This is a genomic window from Streptomyces sp. NPDC059875 (assembly GCF_042731085.1).
GTDB lineage: Bacteria > Actinomycetota > Actinomycetes > Streptomycetales > Streptomycetaceae > Streptomyces.
Window position 1 is genome coordinate 1 of record NZ_JBHWJZ010000028.1, and the last position, 17,904, is coordinate 17,904.

The 17,904-nt window shown below is 70.9% G+C and carries 20 protein-coding genes and 1 tRNA gene; 10 read left to right on the plus strand and 11 right to left on the minus strand.

The window, feature by feature from the left end; all coding sequences use genetic code 11:
* Nucleotides 1-55 precede the first annotated feature (55 nt).
* Nucleotides 56-703, minus strand: a complete 648-nt coding sequence (locus ACFV9D_RS28850; RefSeq protein ID WP_385152377.1) for a hypothetical protein — start codon at nucleotides 701-703, stop codon at nucleotides 56-58.
* Between the two features lie 47 nt (nucleotides 704-750).
* Between ACFV9D_RS28850 and ACFV9D_RS28855 the strand changes: the two genes are divergently transcribed.
* A complete protein-coding gene (locus tag ACFV9D_RS28855) occupies nucleotides 751-939 on the plus strand; it encodes a DUF5703 family protein (protein WP_005319466.1) in 189 nt (62 codons plus the stop codon).
* A 50-nt stretch (nucleotides 940-989) separates the two neighbouring features.
* On the opposite strand, the gene ACFV9D_RS28860 is transcribed toward ACFV9D_RS28855, so the two are convergent.
* The 3 genes from ACFV9D_RS28860 to ACFV9D_RS28870 all read right to left on the minus strand — a co-directional run bounded on the left by ACFV9D_RS28860 (nucleotide 990) and on the right by ACFV9D_RS28870 (nucleotide 3,618).
* A complete protein-coding gene (locus ACFV9D_RS28860; RefSeq protein ID WP_385152380.1) occupies nucleotides 990-1,745 on the minus strand; it encodes a chaplin in 756 nt (251 codons plus the stop codon).
* 154 nt (nucleotides 1,746-1,899) lie between these two features.
* A complete protein-coding gene (chpH, locus tag ACFV9D_RS28865) occupies nucleotides 1,900-2,133 on the minus strand; it encodes a chaplin ChpH (protein WP_385152383.1) in 234 nt (77 codons plus the stop codon).
* A 159-nt stretch (nucleotides 2,134-2,292) separates the two neighbouring features.
* Nucleotides 2,293-3,618 carry a M20/M25/M40 family metallo-hydrolase gene (locus ACFV9D_RS28870; RefSeq protein ID WP_385152386.1) on the minus strand — a complete coding sequence of 442 codons (1,326 nt, stop codon included), beginning with the start codon at nucleotides 3,616-3,618 and terminating at the stop codon, nucleotides 2,293-2,295.
* A 209-nt stretch (nucleotides 3,619-3,827) separates the two neighbouring features.
* On the opposite strand from ACFV9D_RS28870, the gene ACFV9D_RS28875 reads away from it, so the two are divergent.
* Nucleotides 3,828-3,915 (plus strand) — tRNA-Leu (locus ACFV9D_RS28875).
* A gap of 211 nt (nucleotides 3,916-4,126) precedes the next feature.
* Nucleotides 4,127-5,053: an RluA family pseudouridine synthase gene (locus ACFV9D_RS28880; protein WP_385152389.1), complete on the plus strand. Its 927-nt coding sequence runs from the start codon at nucleotides 4,127-4,129 to the stop codon at nucleotides 5,051-5,053.
* Here ACFV9D_RS28880 and ACFV9D_RS28885 read toward each other — a convergent pair.
* From ACFV9D_RS28885 to ACFV9D_RS28900, 4 genes are all read right to left on the minus strand, one after another.
* Entirely contained in the window at nucleotides 5,037-5,666 is a 630-nt protein-coding gene (locus ACFV9D_RS28885) for an MBL fold metallo-hydrolase (protein WP_385152392.1), read from the minus strand. The two genes, ACFV9D_RS28880 and ACFV9D_RS28885, sit on opposite strands and share 17 nt — an antisense overlap.
* Entirely contained in the window at nucleotides 5,666-6,751 is a 1,086-nt protein-coding gene (locus ACFV9D_RS28890; RefSeq protein ID WP_385152395.1) for an S-(hydroxymethyl)mycothiol dehydrogenase, read from the minus strand. Before ACFV9D_RS28890 ends, ACFV9D_RS28885 begins: the two co-directional genes overlap by 1 nt.
* 115 nt (nucleotides 6,752-6,866) lie before the next feature.
* Nucleotides 6,867-8,336: an amino acid permease gene (locus tag ACFV9D_RS28895; protein WP_385152398.1), complete on the minus strand. Its 1,470-nt coding sequence runs from the start codon at nucleotides 8,334-8,336 to the stop codon at nucleotides 6,867-6,869.
* A 194-nt stretch (nucleotides 8,337-8,530) separates the two neighbouring features.
* Nucleotides 8,531-9,232: a FadR/GntR family transcriptional regulator gene (locus ACFV9D_RS28900; RefSeq protein ID WP_385152401.1), complete on the minus strand. Its 702-nt coding sequence runs from the start codon at nucleotides 9,230-9,232 to the stop codon at nucleotides 8,531-8,533.
* Between the two features lie 146 nt (nucleotides 9,233-9,378).
* Here ACFV9D_RS28900 and ACFV9D_RS28905 point away from each other — a divergent pair, with 146 nt between their 5' ends.
* On the plus strand, nucleotides 9,379-9,912 hold the full coding sequence (locus tag ACFV9D_RS28905) for a gluconokinase (RefSeq protein WP_385152404.1): 534 nt from the start codon (nucleotides 9,379-9,381) through the stop codon (nucleotides 9,910-9,912).
* A gap of 55 nt (nucleotides 9,913-9,967) precedes the next feature.
* Nucleotides 9,968-11,365 (plus strand): GntP family permease, encoded by a 1,398-nt coding sequence (locus ACFV9D_RS28910; protein ID WP_385152406.1) that lies wholly within the window; start codon nucleotides 9,968-9,970, stop codon nucleotides 11,363-11,365.
* 42 nt (nucleotides 11,366-11,407) lie between these two features.
* Here the strand turns inward: ACFV9D_RS28910 and ACFV9D_RS28915 are convergent, their stop codons facing one another.
* Both ACFV9D_RS28915 and ACFV9D_RS28920 read right to left on the minus strand, forming a co-directional pair.
* On the minus strand, nucleotides 11,408-12,295 hold the full coding sequence (locus ACFV9D_RS28915; RefSeq protein ID WP_385152409.1) for a TIGR03619 family F420-dependent LLM class oxidoreductase: 888 nt from the start codon (nucleotides 12,293-12,295) through the stop codon (nucleotides 11,408-11,410).
* Nucleotides 12,296-12,413: 118 nt separating this feature from the next.
* Nucleotides 12,414-14,069: an FAD-binding dehydrogenase gene (locus ACFV9D_RS28920; protein WP_385152412.1), complete on the minus strand. Its 1,656-nt coding sequence runs from the start codon at nucleotides 14,067-14,069 to the stop codon at nucleotides 12,414-12,416.
* A 93-nt stretch (nucleotides 14,070-14,162) separates the two neighbouring features.
* Between ACFV9D_RS28920 and ACFV9D_RS28925 the strand changes: the two genes are divergently transcribed.
* From ACFV9D_RS28925 to ACFV9D_RS28945, 5 genes are read left to right on the plus strand one after another with little or no spacing between them, the layout of a single operon-like run.
* Nucleotides 14,163-14,810 (plus strand): TetR/AcrR family transcriptional regulator, encoded by a 648-nt coding sequence (locus tag ACFV9D_RS28925; protein ID WP_385152415.1) that lies wholly within the window; start codon nucleotides 14,163-14,165, stop codon nucleotides 14,808-14,810.
* On the plus strand, nucleotides 14,807-15,589 hold the full coding sequence (locus tag ACFV9D_RS28930) for a glucose 1-dehydrogenase (RefSeq protein ID WP_385152418.1): 783 nt from the start codon (nucleotides 14,807-14,809) through the stop codon (nucleotides 15,587-15,589). The genes ACFV9D_RS28925 and ACFV9D_RS28930 overlap by 4 nt, the downstream gene beginning before the upstream one ends.
* A 35-nt stretch (nucleotides 15,590-15,624) precedes the next feature.
* Nucleotides 15,625-16,140: an NUDIX hydrolase gene (locus tag ACFV9D_RS28935; RefSeq protein ID WP_385152421.1), complete on the plus strand. Its 516-nt coding sequence runs from the start codon at nucleotides 15,625-15,627 to the stop codon at nucleotides 16,138-16,140.
* 9 nt (nucleotides 16,141-16,149) lie between these two features.
* On the plus strand, nucleotides 16,150-16,545 hold the full coding sequence (locus ACFV9D_RS28940) for a YidH family protein (RefSeq protein WP_385152423.1): 396 nt from the start codon (nucleotides 16,150-16,152) through the stop codon (nucleotides 16,543-16,545).
* Nucleotides 16,546-16,553: 8 nt separating this feature from the next.
* Nucleotides 16,554-16,862, plus strand: coding sequence for a DUF202 domain-containing protein (locus ACFV9D_RS28945; RefSeq protein WP_385152426.1), 309 nt, complete (start codon nucleotides 16,554-16,556; stop codon nucleotides 16,860-16,862).
* A 76-nt stretch (nucleotides 16,863-16,938) separates the two neighbouring features.
* Here ACFV9D_RS28945 and ACFV9D_RS28950 read toward each other — a convergent pair whose 3' ends face one another.
* A complete protein-coding gene (locus ACFV9D_RS28950; RefSeq protein ID WP_385152428.1) occupies nucleotides 16,939-17,877 on the minus strand; it encodes an NADP-dependent oxidoreductase in 939 nt (312 codons plus the stop codon).
* Nucleotides 17,878-17,904 lie beyond the last annotated feature (27 nt).

Below are 17,904 nucleotides of genomic sequence, written 5' to 3' on the forward strand. Positions count from 1 at the left end.
CAGCGGGACACCCACACGGTGTCCCGCCCTCCGTCGTACTCCTCAGGCGTCCTGCTCAGGCGTCCTGCTGCTCCAGGCCGTCGTCCAGTTCGTCGTCGAAGACCGCGCTGACGTCGAAACGACAGACGATCCGCTCGGGATCGGCCTGCTCGAAGGGGGCGTTCAGCCACTCCCCCGGATCCGGCAGTTCCTCCGCGGCCGAGACCCAGAGGGTGGAGTCACCCTCCTCCAGTCCGAACTCCTTGTGACGCGAGGCGATTTCGTCCGGTTCGTACTCGCCGAAGAGCACCCCGAGCGCCGCGTGCGTGCTGGCCCCCACGACGGGAGCCGCGTCCGCGCCCTCCTCGTCGCTCTCCAGATCGGCGATGCGCTGCGCCTGGGCGAGCAGCCGCTTCGGCTCCACCACCGCGTAGTCGCGACGGATCAGCACGCTGAGGGCGTGCGGCTCCTCGGGACCGGCGTACGGCGGCAGCGAGTCGTCGGCGCCGGGGATCTCGAAGGGGGTGACCTCGTCGTACCGGTCGTAGAGCCGCTCGTCGTAGGCCTCGGCCGCCGCGGCGAGGGCGTTGAAGGCTTCGTAGACGGCCGGGTCGTCGTCCCCCGAGCGGCGCTCGACCGCCTCGAGGTGACGGTCCAGTGCGGCTTTGACCGCCTCGGCGGCGGCACGTACCTCGGCAGCGGTGGGCTGCGCAGCATCAGACATGGGACGCACGCTATCCGTACCGGGCCCGTGCCCGCACAATAGATGCGATGCCGGAATACGAATTTGTCGACGTGTACGTGCCGCGCGGCGTCTCCCGCAAGGAGGCGACGCGGCTCCTGACCGACCATGCCGAGTACGGGCACTGGGAGTTGGACCGACTGAGCCTGCACCGGGACGGCAGCCGCAGGGTGCGGCTGCGCCGGCGCATCATCCGTCAGGTCCGCGCCACCTGGTGACATGAGAAGGGGCCCCGCCGTGCGGGGCCCCTGTGCGTTGCGCAGCCGTCCTAGGCGGAGCGGCGGGCGCGGCGGTACAGGACCGAGCCGGCGAGCAGCAGGCCCGCACCCGCGGGGACGATCACCCCGAGCGGACCGGAGCCGGTCTCAGCGAGCTCCTCGGCCCCCTTGGGCTGCGTGATCATGTGCGTACCAGGCGTGTTCGGCCCGGTCGGCGTGCCGGGCTCGCCCGAGTCACCGGGGTTGCCGGGAGTCCCAGGGTTGCCAGGAGTCCCGGGGTTGCCGGGCGTGCCCGGGTTGCCGGGGTTCCCGGGGTTGCCAGGATTACCGGGATTGCCCGGGTTTCCGGGGTTCCCCGGCTCGCCGGGGTTGCCCGGGTGGGTCGGCTCGACGCCGTTGGCGCAGTCGTTGCCGAACGCCGGGTTGATGGCGCCGATGACCGAGACGCTGTTCCCGCAGGCGTTCACGGGGACGTCGACGGGCACCTGGACGTTGTTGCCGGAGCCGACGCCCGGGGAGTTGCTGGTGCCGCCTCCGGCCGAGGAGCCGCTGCCGCCCGGCTTGGAGACGTTCGCACACTTGTTACCGAACGCCGGGTTGAGCAACCCGATGACGTTGACGGTGTTTCCGCAGACGTTGACCGGCGCGTGCACCGGAACCTGGACGGAATTCCCGGACGCGACGCCCGGGGAATTCGAGGCCGTGCCGTTCGCACCCGAATCGGCGTTCGCATAACCACCACCGAGGGCGAGTACGCCGCCCGCGGCCGCAACGGTGATCAGGCCCTTGCGCGTGACCTGTCGCATAGCTTGTTCCCTGCCTTCTCGGCTTCTGCCTTCTGGCTTCAGAAGAGGGCCACCGGGCACCACGCCCGGGGCCGAAATGCCCACCGGCCCCGGAGTGCATGGCACGCACTCCGGGGCCGGCCTGGCTCAGACCCTCACGGGTCGAGGCACAACGTCAGGCGTTGACGCAGGTGTTGCCGAAGGCGGGGTTCAGCAGCCCGATCACGGAGATCGTGTTGCCGCACACGTTCACGGGGACGTGAACCGGCACCTGGACGACATTGCCCGAGAGCACGCCGGGGGAGCCGATGGCGGCACCCTGGGCACCCGAGTCGGCAACGGCCATGCCCGCACCCGCGAGAACGAGACCGCCGGTGGCAGCCGCAGCAGCGACGACCTTCTTGATCATTATTCCTCCTTGTTGGCAAATGCGGTCCCAGCCGCGGACCGCATCACCTGTAACGAGGGGGAAGTTATGGGGCTACGAGCCTATGAGCGCATTCACTCTTTCCGGTCACATACGTACGCGCGGACGAATTCCGGAAAGGCTGTGACACGGGCAAGGCGCTCAGGAGGCGTCGATGAACCGGTCGAGGACGCGGACGCCGAACTTCAGTCCGTCCACCGGCACCCGCTCGTCCACGCCGTGGAACATCCCGGCGAAGTCCAGCTCCGGCGGCAGCTGGAGCGGGGCGAAACCGAAGCAGCGGATGCCGAGGTCGTCGAAGGACTTGGCGTCGGTGCCGCCGGAGAGCATGTACGGCACGGCCCGGGCAATCGGGTCCTCCGCCTTGAGGGCCAGCTGCATCGCGTCGACGAGGTCGCCGTCGAAGCTGGTCTCCAGGGCCTTGTCCCCGTGCACGTCCTCGCGCTTGACCCGCGGCCCGAGGATCCGGTCGAGGTCGGCCAGGAACTCCTCCTCGTAACCGGGCAGGAACCGTCCGTCGACGTGCGCCGTGGCCTGGCCCGGGATGACGTTGACCTTGTACCCGGCGCCGAGCATCGTCGGGGCGGCGGAGTTGCGCAGCGTGGCGCCGACCATCTTGGCGATGCCGCCGAGCTTGGCGAGCGTGGCCTCCATGTCCTCCGGGTCGAGCGGGGTGCCGAGGGCGTCCGAGAGCTCGTCCAGGAAGGACCGTACGGTCTTGGTGACCCGGACCGGCCACGTGTGGCGCCCGAGGCGGCCGACGGCCTCGCAGAGCTCGGTGATCGCGTTGTCGTTGTTGGTCATCGACCCGTGGCCGGCCGTGCCCTCGACGGTCAGCCGCATCCAGTGCATGCCCTTCTGGGCCGTCTCGACCAGGTAGAGCCGCAGGTTCTCGTTGACGGTGAAGGAGAAGCCGCCGACCTCGCCGATCGCCTCCGTCACCCCGTCGAAGAGGTCCCGGTGGTGGTCGACCAGGTGCCGGGCGCCGTAGGTGCCGCCCGCCTCCTCGTCGGCGAGGAAGGCCAGCACGATGTCGCGCGGGGGCTTGCGGCCACTGCGCATCCGGTCCCGTACGACCGCGAGGGTCATGGCGTCCATGTCCTTCATGTCGACCGCGCCCCGGCCCCAGACACAGCCGTCGGCGACCTCGCCGGAGAACGGGTGGTGGGTCCAGTCCTCGGCGTTGGCCGGCACGACGTCGGTGTGGCCGTGGATGAGCAGGGCCGGCCGGGAGGGGTCCTCCCCCTCGATACGGGCGACGGTGGAGGCCCGCCCCTTGTGCGACTCGATGATCTTCGGCTCGAGTCCGACCTCCGCGAGCTTCTCGGCGACGTACTCCGCCGCCGCCCGCTCGCCGGGGCCGGAGTGGTCGCCGTAGTTGCTGGTGTCGATGCGGATGAGGTCGCGACAGAGGTCGACGACCTCGTCCTCGCCGGTGACGCTCCGGGCCGTGTTCGACTCGCTCACGCTGCTTCCTCCCACTACGTGCCCCACGTGCTTGCTGGTGGTCGCCCCCATCCTCCCGCGCCGAAGGCCCCGGACCCAAGGGCGGCCACCGGCCGACATGTGACTGTCACCCGCTTCCGGCCGGAAGGGGGGTGGTGATCGGCCACTCCGAATGTTTGCTATGGTTTTCCACGTCGGAACGGCCGAGCGGCCGGAAAGATAGACACCTTGTCCGGGTGGCGGAATGGCAGACGCGCTAGCTTGAGGTGCTAGTGCCCTTTATCGGGCGTGGGGGTTCAAGTCCCCCCTCGGACACCACACGAAGTGCCCGTCGAGTTCAACTCGACGGGCACTTCGCCGTTTCCGGCGTACTCCCTCAGTTCCCGCTCGGTCACGGCCCGAGGTGCTCTTTCCCGCGCCCCGGGGTCGCTACGTGGCGTGAAAGAGGCTCGCTCTCCGTACTTCGTGCGAAGGCGGTGCTCGGCAGCAGGCGTAGGGGACGCGGAGAGGGTGTGGTTACCGTGGTGCGGTGAGACGCAGAACGAAGGCTCCGGCGGCCCCGCTCCCCCAGCGCGACGGTATCGATCCCGTACGCGTACGGCTGCCGGAGGATCCCGGCGGCGCGTGGGCGACGGTGCGGGAGCATCTCGTGGCGCGGTTCGGTGGGGCCATCGGGGTCGGGCGGGTCGAGGAGATGCTCGCGGGCGGGCGGTTCGTGGGGGTGGACGGGGCGTTCACCGGACGGGAGACGTACGTCGCCGGGGTGCATCTGTGGTTTCACCGGGACTTTCCCGCGGAGGAGCGGGTGCCGTTCGAGATCGGGGTCGTGTACCGGGACGAGCGGATCGTGGTCGTCGACAAGCCGCACTTCCTGGCGACGATGCCCCGTGGGCGGCACGTCACCGAGACGGCGCTCGCGCGGCTGCGGCGGGAGCTGGGGGTCGAGCGACTGCAGCCGGCGCACCGGCTGGACCGGCTGACGGCGGGACTCGTGCTCTTCGTCGTACGGCCGGAGGACCGGGGGGCGTACCAGACGCTGTTCCGGGATCGGCTGGTCGGCAAGGAGTACGAGGCGGTCGCGGCGTACGACCCCGGGGTCACGCTGCCGGTGACCGTGCGGAGCCGGATCGTGAAGGAGCGCGGGGTGATGGCCGCCCGGGAGGAGCCGGGCGAGCCGAACAGCGAGAGCCGGATCGAGCTGGTGGAGCGCAGGGGCGGGCTCGGGCGGTACCGGCTGCTGCCGGCGACCGGGCGCACCCATCAGCTGCGGGTGCACATGAACGCCCTGGGGCTGCCGATCCTGCACGATCCGGTCTATCCCGTGGTGTGCGAGGACGGGCCGGAGGACTTCTCGCGACCGCTGCAACTGCTCGCGCGGACGCTGGAGTTCACCGACCCGGTCTCGGGTGCGCCGAGGAGGTTCGAGAGCCGGCTGCGGCTCAGTGGCCTCGGTTGATCCACTCCTGGAGGTGCGGGGCCTCGGCGCCGATGGTGGTGGTGTCGCCGTGGCCCGTGCGGACGACCGTGTCCGGCGGGAGGGTCAGCAGCCGGTCGCGGATCGAGCCGACGATCGTGGGGAAGTCGGAGAAGGACCGGCCCGTCGCGCCGGGGCCGCCCTGGAAGAGGGTGTCGCCGGTGAAGACCGTGCCGAGGTCCGGGGCGTAGAGGCAGACGGCTCCGGGGGCGTGACCGGGGGTGTGCAGGACCTTGAGGTCCGTGCCCGCGATGGTCAGGGTCTGGCCGTCGGCGAGTTCGCCGTCGGGGGTGTGGTCCGGGTGGGTCTGCTTCCACAGGGGCTGGTCGGCGGGGTGGAGCAGGATCCGGGCGCCGGTGGCGGCGGCGAGGGCCGGGGCCGCGTCGATGTGGTCGTTGTGGGCGTGGGTGCAGACGATCGCCCGCAGCGTGCGGCCGTCGAGCGCGGCGAGGATGGCGGGGGCGTCGTGGGCGGCGTCGATGACGATCGCCTCCGAGTCGTCACCCACGATCCAGACGTTGTTGTCGACGTCCCAGGTGCCGCCGTCGAGGCTGAAGGTGCCGGAGGTGACCAGGTGGTCGATACGGGTCGTCATCAGAGGACCACCACCGAGCGCAGGACGTCGCCCTCGTGCATCCGGGCGAAGGCCTTCTCGATGTCGCCGAGGCCGATGGTCTCGGTGACGAAGGCGGCGAGGTCGATGCGGCCCTGCTGGTGCAGGTCGATGAGCATGGGGAAGTCGCGGGAGGGAAGGCAGTCGCCGTACCAGGAGGACTTGAGCGCGCCGCCGCGGCCGAAGACGTCCAGGAGCGGGAGTTCGAGCCTCATCTCGGGGGTGGGGACGCCGACGAGGACGACGGTGCCGGCGAGGTCGCGGGCGTAGAACGCCTGCTTGTACGTCTCCGGGCGGCCGACGGCCTCGATGACGACGTCGGCGCCGAAGCCTCCGGTGAGCTCGCGGATCGCCTCGACGGGGTCGGTGGTGCGGGAGTTGACGGTGTGGGTGGCGCCCATCGCCCGCGCGGTCTCCAGCTTGCGGTCGTCGATGTCGACGGCGATGATCTTCGCCGCGCCGGCGAGGCGGGATCCGACGACGGCCGCGTCGCCGACGCCGCCGCAGCCGATGACGGCGACGGTGTCCCCCCGGCCGACGTTGCCGGTGTTGATCGCGGCGCCGATGCCGGCCATCACTCCGCAGCCGAGGAGCCCGGCGACCTCGGGGGCGACGGACGGGTCGACCTTGGTGCACTGGCCCGCGGCGACGAGGGTCTTCTCGGCGAAGGCGCCGATCCCGAGTGCCGGGGAGAGCTCCCTGCCGTCGAGCAGCGTCATCTTCTGCTTCGCGTTGTGCGTGTCGAAGCAGTACTGGGGGCGGCCGCGCAGGCAGGCGCGGCAGGCCCCGCACACGGCGCGCCAGTTGAGGATGACGAAGTCGCCGGGGGCCACGTCGGTGACGCCCGCGCCGACCGACTCGACGACGCCCGCCGCCTCGTGGCCGAGGAGGAAGGGGAAGTCGTCGTTGATGCCGCCCTGCTTGTAGTGCAGGTCGGTGTGGCAGACCCCGCACGCCTGGATCTTCACCACCGCCTCGCCCGGGCCCGGGTCGGGGACGACGATCGTCTCGACCCGTACGGGCTCGTTCCTGCCGGGGGCGATGACCCCCTGGACTTGCTGCGCCATCGGGCACTTCCCTTCCTCTGTAAGGCTCTTGGGTACCACTATCTCCTGACAAACGGCGAGACCCCCGCAGGTGGCACCTGCGGGGGTCTCTTCCCGTGGGGGGTACGACCGGACGTCAGTCCTTGTACGTGGCGGCGGTCGCGCGGACCCGCTTGCGGACCAGGAACCAGCCGCCGACGAGCGCGAGCGCGATCAGCGGGAGGCAGTTCACGGTGGTGCGGCTGATGCCGCCGTCCATCCACATCAGGACCAGGACCGAGCCGAGGAAGACCAGCGTGACGATCTGGGTGTACGGGGCCCAGGGCAGCTGGTAGCCGGGGCGGGTGACCCGGCCGTCCTTGGAGCGGTTCACGAACAGCAGCGAGCAGACCATGATCATGGCCCAGGTGCCGATGATGCCGATGGAGGCGAAGTTCAGGACGAGCTCGAAGGCCTCCCCGGGCATGAGGTAGTTCAGGCCGACGCCGAGGACACCGAAGGCGGCGGTCAGCAGGATGCCGCCGTAGGGCACGCCGCCCTTGTTCATGACGCCGGTGAACTTGGGCGCGGAGCCCGACAGCGACATGGAGCGCAGGATCCGGCCGGTCGAGTAGAGACCCGAGTTCAGGCTGGAGAGCGCGGCGGTGAGGACGACCAGGTTCATCACGCCGGCGGCGCCGGGGATGCCCAGCTTGTCGAAGACGGTGACGAAGGGGCTCTGGTCGCCGGAGTACGCGGTGTACGGCAGGAGCAGCGCGAGGAGGACGACGGAGCCCACGTAGAAGAGGCCCACGCGCCACATGATCGAGTTGATCGCCCGCGGCATGATCTTCTCGGGGTTCTCGGTCTCGCCGGCGGCGACGCCGCACAGCTCGACGGAGGCGTACGCGAAGACGACACCCTGGATCAGCAGCAGCATCGGCATGACACCGCTGGGGAAGATGCCGCCGTTGTCCGTGATCGTGGACAGGCCCGGCGTGTGGCCGCCGACCTCGTGCGAGGTCACCACCAGGAAGATGCCGATCAGCATGAAGGCGACGAGGGCGCCGACCTTGATGATCGCGAACCAGAACTCCATCTCGCCGAAGTACTTCACGGAGATGAGGTTGGCGGCCAGGACGACCGCGAGGGCGATCAGGGCGAGGATCCACTGTGGGACGTCGCTGAACATGGCCCAGAAGTGGGCGTAGGTCGCGGCCGCGGTGATGTCGGCGATGGCGGTGGTCGACCAGTTGAGGAAGTACAGCCAGCCGGCCGTGTAGGCGCCCTTCTCGCCCATGAACTCACGGGCGTAGGAGACGAAGGCGCCGGAGGAGGGGCGGTAGAGGACCAGCTCGCCGAGGGCCCGCACCACGAAGAAGGCGAAGACGCCGCAGACCGCGTACGCGATGAAGAGGGACGGTCCGGCGTTGGCCATGCGGCCACCGGCGCCGAGGAAGAGGCCGGTGCCGATCGCGCCGCCGATGGCGATCATGTTGATGTGCCGGGACTTGAGGTCCTTGCGGTACCCGGCGTCACCGGCGTCGACGTGGGGGGACGCTCCGGTTGCCGTCGCCGGTGGCGTGGCGGACAGCGTGTCGGCCGCAGGGAGGGTGCGGTCACTCATGGAGTTGTTCGCCTTCGTGAGGGGGAGGGTCTGTGCGGTACCCGGCCGCGCGCGTGGAGGTCGTCCACGGCTCTCACGGCCAGCGCACATCGTCACGGCAAGACGGGAATTCAGCAGTGGCCAATGTCACTGCTCGCCCATATTTGAGCTACTTCTGAGGTTCCCCTACGGTGAATGCCTGGGATCCGAAGGATTTACGGCGCGAGAACGTCCAGTTCCTTGAGCGCGCCGACCGCGATCTGGCGGGTGAGCTCCTCGGCGCGGGCCGCGTCCCGCTCCCGTACGGCCTCGGCGACCTGGACGTGGAGGGTGACGGCGGCCGGGTCGGGGTCCTCGAACATCACCTGGTGGTGCGTACGGCCCGTGAGCACCTCGGCGACCACGTCGCCGAGCCGGGCGAACATCTCGTTGCCGGAGGCGTTGAGGACGACCCGGTGGAAGGCGATGTCGTGGACGAGGTACGCCTCCAGCTGCCGGCCGCGCGAGGTGGCGACCATGCCGAGCGCCTGCTCGGTCAGCTCCCGGCACTGCTCGGGCGTGGCGTGGACGGCGGCGAGTCCGGCCGAGACCGGCTCGACCGCGGAGCGCAGCACGGTGAGCGAGCGCAGCTGCCGGGGGCGGTCGGCGCCGGCCAGGCGCCAGCGGATGACCTGGGGGTCGTACACGTTCCACTGCGCCGTCGGCAGGACGATCACGCCGACGCGCCGCCGGGATTCGACCAGGTGCATGGACTCCAGGACGCGGACGACCTCGCGGACCACGGTGCGGGAGACGTCGAAGCGCTGGGCCAACTCGTCGGTGCGCAGCACGCTGCCGGGCGGGTACTCCCCCGCGGTGATCGCGAGACCCAGGGTGGCGAGGACGTGTGGATGGAGCCCCTGGCCCGGTGTCGTCATGGGGGTCAGCCTACGGGGCGATCAAGATCGGGAACAAAAAGTATGACTTTAATGTCACAGCCCCTTGAATACGTCGTACCCAATGGGTTTCATGAGCGCGACGGAATCGCGAAATCGATGTCGAAGAAGACAGCGAGGCACCACCCATGAGCACCACCTCCCCGACGATCCCCCGGGTCGTCGTCGTGATGGGCGTCGCCGGCACCGGCAAGACGACCATCGGTCCGCTCGTCGCGGACGCGCTCGGCGTCCCCTACGCCGAGGGCGACGACTTCCACCCGGCGGCGAACGTCGCCAAGATGTCGGCCGGCATACCGCTGGACGACTCGGACCGTGGTCCCTGGCTCGACGCGATCGGGCAGTGGGCGCACGGCCGGGAAGGGCGGGGCGGGGTGGTGAGCAGCTCCGCGCTGAAGCGGATCTACCGGGACCGGCTGCGGGCGGCCGCCCCGGGCGTCGTCTTCCTCCATCTGACCGGCGACCGCGCGCTCATCGAGCGGCGGATGACCGAGCGCAAGGGGCACTTCATGCCGACCGCGCTGCTCGATTCGCAGTTCGCCACCCTGCAGCCGCTGCAGGACGACGAGGCGGGCGTGGCCGTCGACGTCTCCGGCTCCCCCGAGGAGATCGCCGCGCGGGCCGTCGCCGCGCTGCGCGGGCTCGCCGAGACCGCCCACTGATCCCCGTACCGCACGCTCCCCCCTTCTGCCCCCACCCGTCCCCTAAGGAATCACCGTGACCAGTCTCAGCGTCGAGATGCTGGCAGCGGACGCCGTCGAGCCGATCACCTCGGCCGGCAACGCCCAGCTCGGCATCGCCGTGCTCGCTGGCATCGCCGTCATCGTCCTGCTCATCACCAAGTTCAAGCTGCACGCCTTCCTGGCGCTGACCATCGGGTCGCTGGCCCTGGGCGCGTTCGCCGGGGCCCCGCTCGCGGCGACCATCGACTCCTTCACCGCCGGCCTCGGCAAGACCGTCGCCGGCGTGGGCGTGCTGATCGCGCTCGGCGCCATCCTCGGCAAGCTGCTCGCCGACTCCGGCGGCGCGGACCAGATCGTCGACACGATCCTCGCCAAGGCGAGCGGCCGGTCGATGCCCTGGGCGATGGTCCTGATCGCCTCCGTGATCGGTCTGCCGCTCTTCTTCGAGGTCGGCATCGTGCTGCTGATCCCGGTGGTCCTGCTCGTCGCCAAGCGCGGCAACTACTCGCTGATGCGGATCGGCGTCCCGGCCCTGGCCGGTCTGTCGGTCATGCACGGACTGATCCCGCCGCACCCCGGCCCGCTGGTCGCCATCGACGCGCTGGGCGCCAACCTCGGCGTCACGCTCGCCCTGGGTGTCCTGGTCGCCATACCGACCGTGATCATCGCCGGTCCGCTGTTCTCCCGGTACGCCGCCCGCTGGGTGGACATCCCGGTCCCCGAGAACATGATCCCCGCACGTCCGTCGGAGGACCTGGAGAAGCGCCCCGGCTTCGGCGCCACCGTCGCGACCGTCCTGCTGCCCGTCGTCCTGATGCTGGTCAAGGCGCTGGTCGACATCGTCGTGGACAACCCCGACAACGGGCTGCAGAAGGTCACCGACGTCATCGGCTCGCCGCTGATCGCGCTGCTCGCGGCCGTGCTCGTCGGCATGTTCACCCTGGGCCGCGCGGCCGGCTTCACCAAGCAGCGGCTCTCCTCGACCGTCGAGAAGTCCCTCGCCCCGATCGCGGGCGTGCTGCTGATCGTCGGCGCGGGCGGTGGCTTCAAGCAGACCCTGATCGACGTGGGTGTCGGCCAGATGATCCTGGACTTCTCCAAGAGCTGGTCGATACCGGCCCTGCTGCTCGCCTGGCTGATCGCGGTGGCGATCCGGCTCGCGACCGGCTCGGCGACCGTCGCGACGATCTCGGCGGCCGGCCTGGTGGCCCCGCTCGCGGAGGGCATGGGCACGAGCGAGACCGCCCTCCTGGTCCTGGCGATCGGTGCCGGTTCGCTCTTCTTCAGCCACGTCAACGACGCCGGTTTCTGGCTGGTGAAGGAGTACTTCGGGATGAACGTCGGCCAGACGATCAAGACCTGGTCGGTGATGGAGACGATCATCTCGGTCGTCGGCATCGTGTTCGTCCTGCTGCTGTCGCTGGTGTTGTAGCGACCGCTTCGCCTCTCGTACGGGACCGGGTCCGGGCGCCGCTCAGGCGTTCCGGACCCGGTCCAGTACGTGGTGGCCCAGTTCCAGCGCCTCTTCCGGTTCGCGGGTCGCCTGCTGGAAGTCGACGAAGCAGGCGTCGGCTCCGGTGTCCCGCACGCCCGCGAGGACGGCGGCGATGTCCTCGGCCGAGGCGCCGGGGGTGGCGTTGTACCGGATGCGGCGGCGCAGCGCGTCGGGGTCCCGCCCGGCCTCCTCTGCGGCGCGGCGGGCGATCGCCCAGAGGCCCGCGGCGGCCTCCGGCGGCAGGACGGCGCCGACCCAGCCGGCGGCGCGCCGACCGACCCGGCGCAGCGCGGCGGGGCCGAAGCCGCCCAGGTACACCGGAGGCCCGGCCGGCTGGGAGGGGCGGAGTCCGACGTACGCGCGCGGGATCGTCCACTGCGGGCCCTTGTGCCCGAACTCCTCCTCGGTCCAGATGCCGCCGAGGATGTCGAGGATCTCGTCCAGGTGCGCGCCGCGCCGCCCGAAGTCCGCGTTGACCGCCGTGTACTCGTCCCGGAGCCAGCCGATCCCGAAGCCGACGTCGAGCCGACCGCCGCTCAGCCGGTCCAGGGAGGTGAGACTGCGGGCGAGCAACAGGGGCGGATACCAGGGGGCGTTGAGGGTGGACATGCCGAGCCGGGCCCGGTGGGTGGCGGTGGCGGCGACGGTCAGCACCGTGAGCGGGTCGAGGAACGTCTTGTACTGGTGGGGGTACGGGTTCTCGGGTGTGTGGCCCGGATACAGGTCGCTGGGCGCGACCGGGGTGAGCGAACGGTCGCCCACCCAGAAGGAGTCGAAGCCGGCCTCCTCCGCGTCCCGGGCGAAGCCGGCGATCGTTTCGGGGCGGGCGTGGGTTCCGTACTGGGGCAGTGCGATGCCGATGTCCATCCCCTCATGGTGAGTTGGACACCCTCGGCGCCACGAAGGGCCTGCCGCGTGAGCCGCGCCACACTTCGGGGCGTGGATCCGTCTCCCGCGGCCCCGGCCATGATCCGCCGGACAGGCCCTAGCTCACCGCCTGCGCGGCCGCCCGGCCCGCCGCGCGGCCCGAGAAGATGCAGCCGCCCAGGAAGGTGCCTTCCAGGGAGCGGTAGCCGTGGACGCCTCCGCCGCCGAAGCCGGCCGCCTCGCCCGCCGCGTACACCCCTTCCAGTACCTCGCCGCCCTCCGTGAGCACCCGCGAGGAGAGATCCGTCTCCAGGCCGCCGAGCGACTTCCGGGTGAGGATGTTCAGGCGTACGGCGATCAGCGGGCCGGCCTTGGGGTCCAGGATGCGGTGCGGGGACGCCGTACGGATCAGCTTGTCGCCCAGGTACTTGCGGGCGCCCCGGATCGCCGTGACCTGGAGGTCCTTGGTGAAGGGGTTGGCGATCTCCCGGTCCCGGGCGGTGATCTCGCGCCGCAGCTCCGCCTCGTCGATCAGCGGCTCGTCGGTCAGCGCGTTCATGCCCCGGACCAGCGCGGAGAGGTCCTTCTCCACGACGAAGTCGACGCCGTGGTCCATGAACGCCTTCACCGGGCCCGGCACGTCCGCGCGGGCCCGGCCGATGACGTCACGGATCGACTTGCCGGTGAGGTCGGGGTTCTGCTCCGAGCCCGAGAGGGCGAACTCCTTGCCGATGATGCGCTGGTCGAGCACGAACCAGGTGTGGTCGTACCCGGTCCGCATGATGTGTTCGAGCGTGCCGAGGGTGTCGAAGCCGGGGAAGAGCGGGACCGGCAGCCGACGGCCGCGGGCGTCCAGCCAGAGCGAGGACGGGCCGGGCAGGATGCGGATGCCGTGCTTGGCCCAGATCGGGTTCCAGTTCTCGATGCCCTCGGTGTAATGCCACATCCGGTCGCGGTTGATGTGGTGGGCGCCGGCGGCCTCGGTGATGCCGAGCATCAGTCCGTCGACGTGGGCGGGGACGCCGGAGAGCAGCTTCGCGGGCGGGGTGCCGAGCCGGTCCGGCCACTGCGCGCGGACGAGGTCGTGGTTGCCCCCGATGCCGCCCGAGGTGACGATCACGGCCTGGGCCCGTAGTTCGAAGGTGCCGATGGCCTCCCGGCTGCTGGCGGTGCCCCGCTCGGCGGTGGAGGGCTCGAGGATCTCGCCGCTGACGGTGTCCACGGCGCCCGCCGTGCGGCCCAGGCCGGTGACCCGGTGGCGGAAGCGGAACGTGACCAGGCCGCGGGCGACGCCTTCGCGGACCCGCTGCTCGAAGGGGGCGACGATGCCCGGTCCCGTGCCCCAGGTGATGTGGAACCGGGGCACCGAGTTGCCGTGTCCGTTGGCGTCGTAGCCGCCGCGCTCTGCCCAGCCGACGACCGGGAAGAAGCGCACACCGCGGGCGTGCAGCCAGCTGCGCTTCTCGCCCGCAGCGAAGTCGACGTACGCCTCGGCCCAGCGCCGCGGCCAGTGGTCCTCCTTGCGGTCGAATCCGGCGGTGCCGAGCCAGTCCTGGAGGGCGAGCTCGTGACTGTCCTTGATCCGCATCCGCCGCTGCTCGGGCGAGTCCACCAGGAAGAGGCCGCCGAAGGACCAGTGGGCCTGGCCGCCGAGGGACTGCTCCGGCTCCTGGTCGAGCAGGATCACGCTCCGGCCCGCGTCCACGAGTTCGGCGGTGGCGACGAGCCCGGCGAGGCCGGCTCCGATCACGATCACATCAGCGTCGTACGACATGGACCGAATCTTGGATACACCGATGTATCGAGTCAACAGTTCGGACCGTGCGCACCCCTCCCGTTTTCTAATGTCGAGCATTAATGTGGATCCATGGCGAGGACATCGGGGCCCGAGACCCGGGACAAGCTGATCCGCGCGGCGGAGGAGGTCTTCGCCGCCCAGGGCGTCGACGGCGCCCAGCTCCGCGACATCGTCGCCCTGGCCGGACAGAGCAACCCCTCGGCCGTGCAGTACCACTTCGGCTCGCGCGGCGGCCTCCTCGACGCGGTGATGGCCGGCCGCCAGCGCCGTACGGAGAAGGTCCTCGACCCGCTCCTCGCCGCGGCCCCCGACGAGCCGCGCGCGCTGATCCGCGCCCTGGTCACCGCCGAGGCGAGCGAGCTGCGCACCGAGCGCGGCCTGCGCTGTCTACGGATCTCCGCCCAGCTCAGCCATGAGAGCGGCGTCCGCACCCGCACCCCCCATCCCACGCTCGACGGCACCGTGTACTGGCGGCTGATCGAGCGGGTCGAGGCCTGTCTGACCGCGCTGCCCGACCCCTTGCCCGAGCCGCTGCTCCTGGAGCGCCTCGATCTGGCGCTCACCGTGGTCGGCGCGGCTCTGGCCGACCGGGCCAGGCAGTACCTCGACGGCTCCGAACCGCTCACGAGCGAGGCGCTCTTCCTCGCCGATCTCGTCGAGACCACCACCGCCCTGCTGCAAGCCCCGGCGCCCACGATCCGAAAGGACCTTTCATGAACGAGCCCACTCGCCTCCACGACCTGACCGGCAAGACCGTCCTCATCACCGGAGGCGCCCGCGGCCTGGGCGCCGAGGCGGCACGGCAGGCCGTCGCCGCCGGGGCGAACGTCGTGATCACCGACGTACTGGACGACGAGGGCAAGGCGACGGCGGCCGAGCTGGGCGAGCGGGCTCGCTTCCTCCACCACGACGTCACGTCCGAGGAGGAGTGGGCCGCGGCCGTCGCGTACACGGTCGCCGAGTTCGGCGGTCTGCACGGTCTCGTGAACAACGCCGGGATAGCCACCGGCGCCTTCCTGGAGACCGAGTCCGTCGAGAACTTCCGCAGGGTGCTCGACATCAACCTGACCGGTGTCTTCATCGGCATGAAGGCCGCGATCCCGGCGATGAAGGAGGCCGGCGGCGGCTCGATCGTCAACATCTCCTCGGCGGCCGGACTGATGGGCCTCGCGCTGACCGCGGGCTACGGCGCCTCCAAGTGGGGCGTGCGCGGGCTGACGAAGATCGGCGCGGTGGAGCTCGGCACGGCGGGGATCCGCGTCAACTCGGTCCACCCCGGCATGACGTACACCCCGATGACGGCCGCGGTCGGCATCGAGCGCGGCGCGGGCAAGTACCCGAACACCCCGATGGGACGGGTCGGCGAGGCGCCCGAGATCGCGGGCGCCGTCGTCTTCCTGCTCTCGGACGCGGCCTCGTACGTGACGGGCGCGGAGCTGGCCGTGGACGGCGGCTGGACGACCGGTCCGACGGTGAAGTACGTCATGGGTCAGTGACGGTGCACGTCACGGGCCGGTGATTTCATGGCGGGATGACGAACCCCGCCGAAGAGATCCTGGACGTCGTCGACGAGCACGACGAGGTGATCGGACAGGCCCCGCGCGCCGAGGTGTACGCGCGGGGCCTGATCCATCGCTGCACGTTCATCCAGGTACGGGACGCCGAGGGCCGGATCTTCGTGCACCGGCGCACGCCCGTGAAGCTGGTCTACCCGTCGCTGTACGACATGTTCGTGGGCGGGGTCGTCGGCGCGGGCGAGTCGTACGACGACGCGGCGCTGCGGGAGGCCGAGGAGGAACTGGGGGTCTCCGGTCTGCCGCGCCCCGAGCCGCTGTTCCGCTTCCTCTACGACTCCGGGGGCGTCGCCGGCAAGTGGTGGTCGGCGGTCTACCAGGTGCGCTGCGAACTGCCGGTGCACCCACAGGTGGAGGAGGTCGCCTGGCACGCCTTCCTGTCCGAGGAGGAACTGGTCTCGCGGCTCGGGGAGTGGGAGTGGGTCCCGGACGGGCGGGACGCCTACGAACGACTGCGCGCGCACCGCGGTTAAGGTGCCCGGGTGAGTGACTTCGTGCAGAGTCTGCGGCTGTGGTTCGCGCCGCAGCGGATCCGGGACGAGGGCGAGACTCCGGACTACCGGTTCTCGCTCGCCAACGAGCGCACCTTCCTCGCCTGGATCCGGACCGCACTGGCGCTCATCGGCGGCGGTTTCGCCGTCGACCAGTTCCTGCCGGATCTGCGCTGGGGGGTACGGGTCGGGCTCGCGCTTGCGCTGCTCGGCGCGGGCGTGCTGTGCGCGCTGCGGGCGGTGAACCACTGGGTGCGGTGCGAGCGGGCGATGCGGCGCGGTGAGGACCTGCCGGTCTCGCGGTTCCCGACGGTGCTGAGTCTGGCGGTGGCCGTGGTGGCGCTGGCGATGGTGGTGGTCATCGTCTTCGGCTGGGCCGGGCGGTGAAGCAGGGCGTGACGCCGGCCCGGGATCCCGGGCTGCAGCCGGAGCGGACGCGGCTCGCGTGGCGGCGTACGACGCTGGCGTGCACGGTCGTGGCCGTGCTCGCCGCGAAGTCGGCGATCCGTGACGAGATCACGGCGGCGGGGGTCGCGGGCGCCGCGCTGACGGCACTGGTGTGGGTGGGGTTCCTGGCCGTCGCCCACCGCCGGATCCACGCCCTGGACGCGGCACGGCCGGGGCCGTTCTCGCGCCGGGGCGCGCTGCTCGCGACGGCGTGCACGGTCGCGCTGGCGGCGTTTGCGGTCGGGGTCGTGCTGTAGGTCGGCGGTCGTGTTGTGGGTGGACCCTGTTCTGCAGGTCGGGGTCGTTCGGTCGGTCGTCGTCGGCGGCGGTCGGCTAGTCGGGCCAGTCCACTGTGACCACGACCTTGCCGTTCAGCCCGCCCTCGGCGTTCGCGCGCTGGGCGTCGGCCGCCTGTTCCAGCGGGAAGGTCCGCGCGACCCGTACGGACAGCACGCCCTCCTCGGCGAGGCCGGCGAGCGCGGCGAGGTCCTGGGGGTCGGGGCGGACCCAGAAGTAGCGGCCGCCGAGGCCGATGACCTCGCCGTCGGCGATCGACGCGAGGCGGCCCTCGGGTGCCAGCACATCCGGGGTGATCTTGAGGAACGGGCCGCCGATGGTGTCGAAGGCCGCGTCCACGCCGTCCGGCGCCAGCTCGCGGATCTGCGCGGCGAAGGTGTGCTCGTCGTACCGGACCGGCTCGGCGCCCAGTTCCTTGATCCGGTCCTGGCCCGCCTCGCGGGCCGCGCCGATCACCCGGCAGCCGAGGTGACGGGCGATCTGGACGGCCATGGAGCCGACTCCACCCGCCGCCGCGTGCACCAGGACGGTCTCGCCGGAGCGGACGGCCAGGGCCTGGTGGAGCACCTGGTACGCGGTCAGTCCGGCCAGCGGGAGCGCCGCGGACTCCTCGAAGCCCATGGTGCGCGGCTTGCGGGCGAGGGTGCGGACCGGGGCGGCGACATACTCCGCGAAGGTGCCGCGGGAGAGGAAGTCCTCGCGGACGTACCCCATGACCTCGTCGCCGACGGTGAACTCGGTGACGGAGACGCCGGGCTGGACGACGACCCCGGAGACGTCCCAGCCGGGGATGACCGGGAAGACGGCGTCCATCATCCCGTCGAGGTAGCCGGCCTGGGCCTTCCGGTCGACCGGGTTGACGGCGGCCGCCCGCACCTTGACGAGGACGTCGTCGGGGCCGACCTTCGGGTCGGGCCGCTCGCCGTACTCGAGCTCCTCGGGTCCGCCGTACCGGCTGTAGCTGATCGCCTTCATACCGCGAACGATCACGTCGGGCTCCGG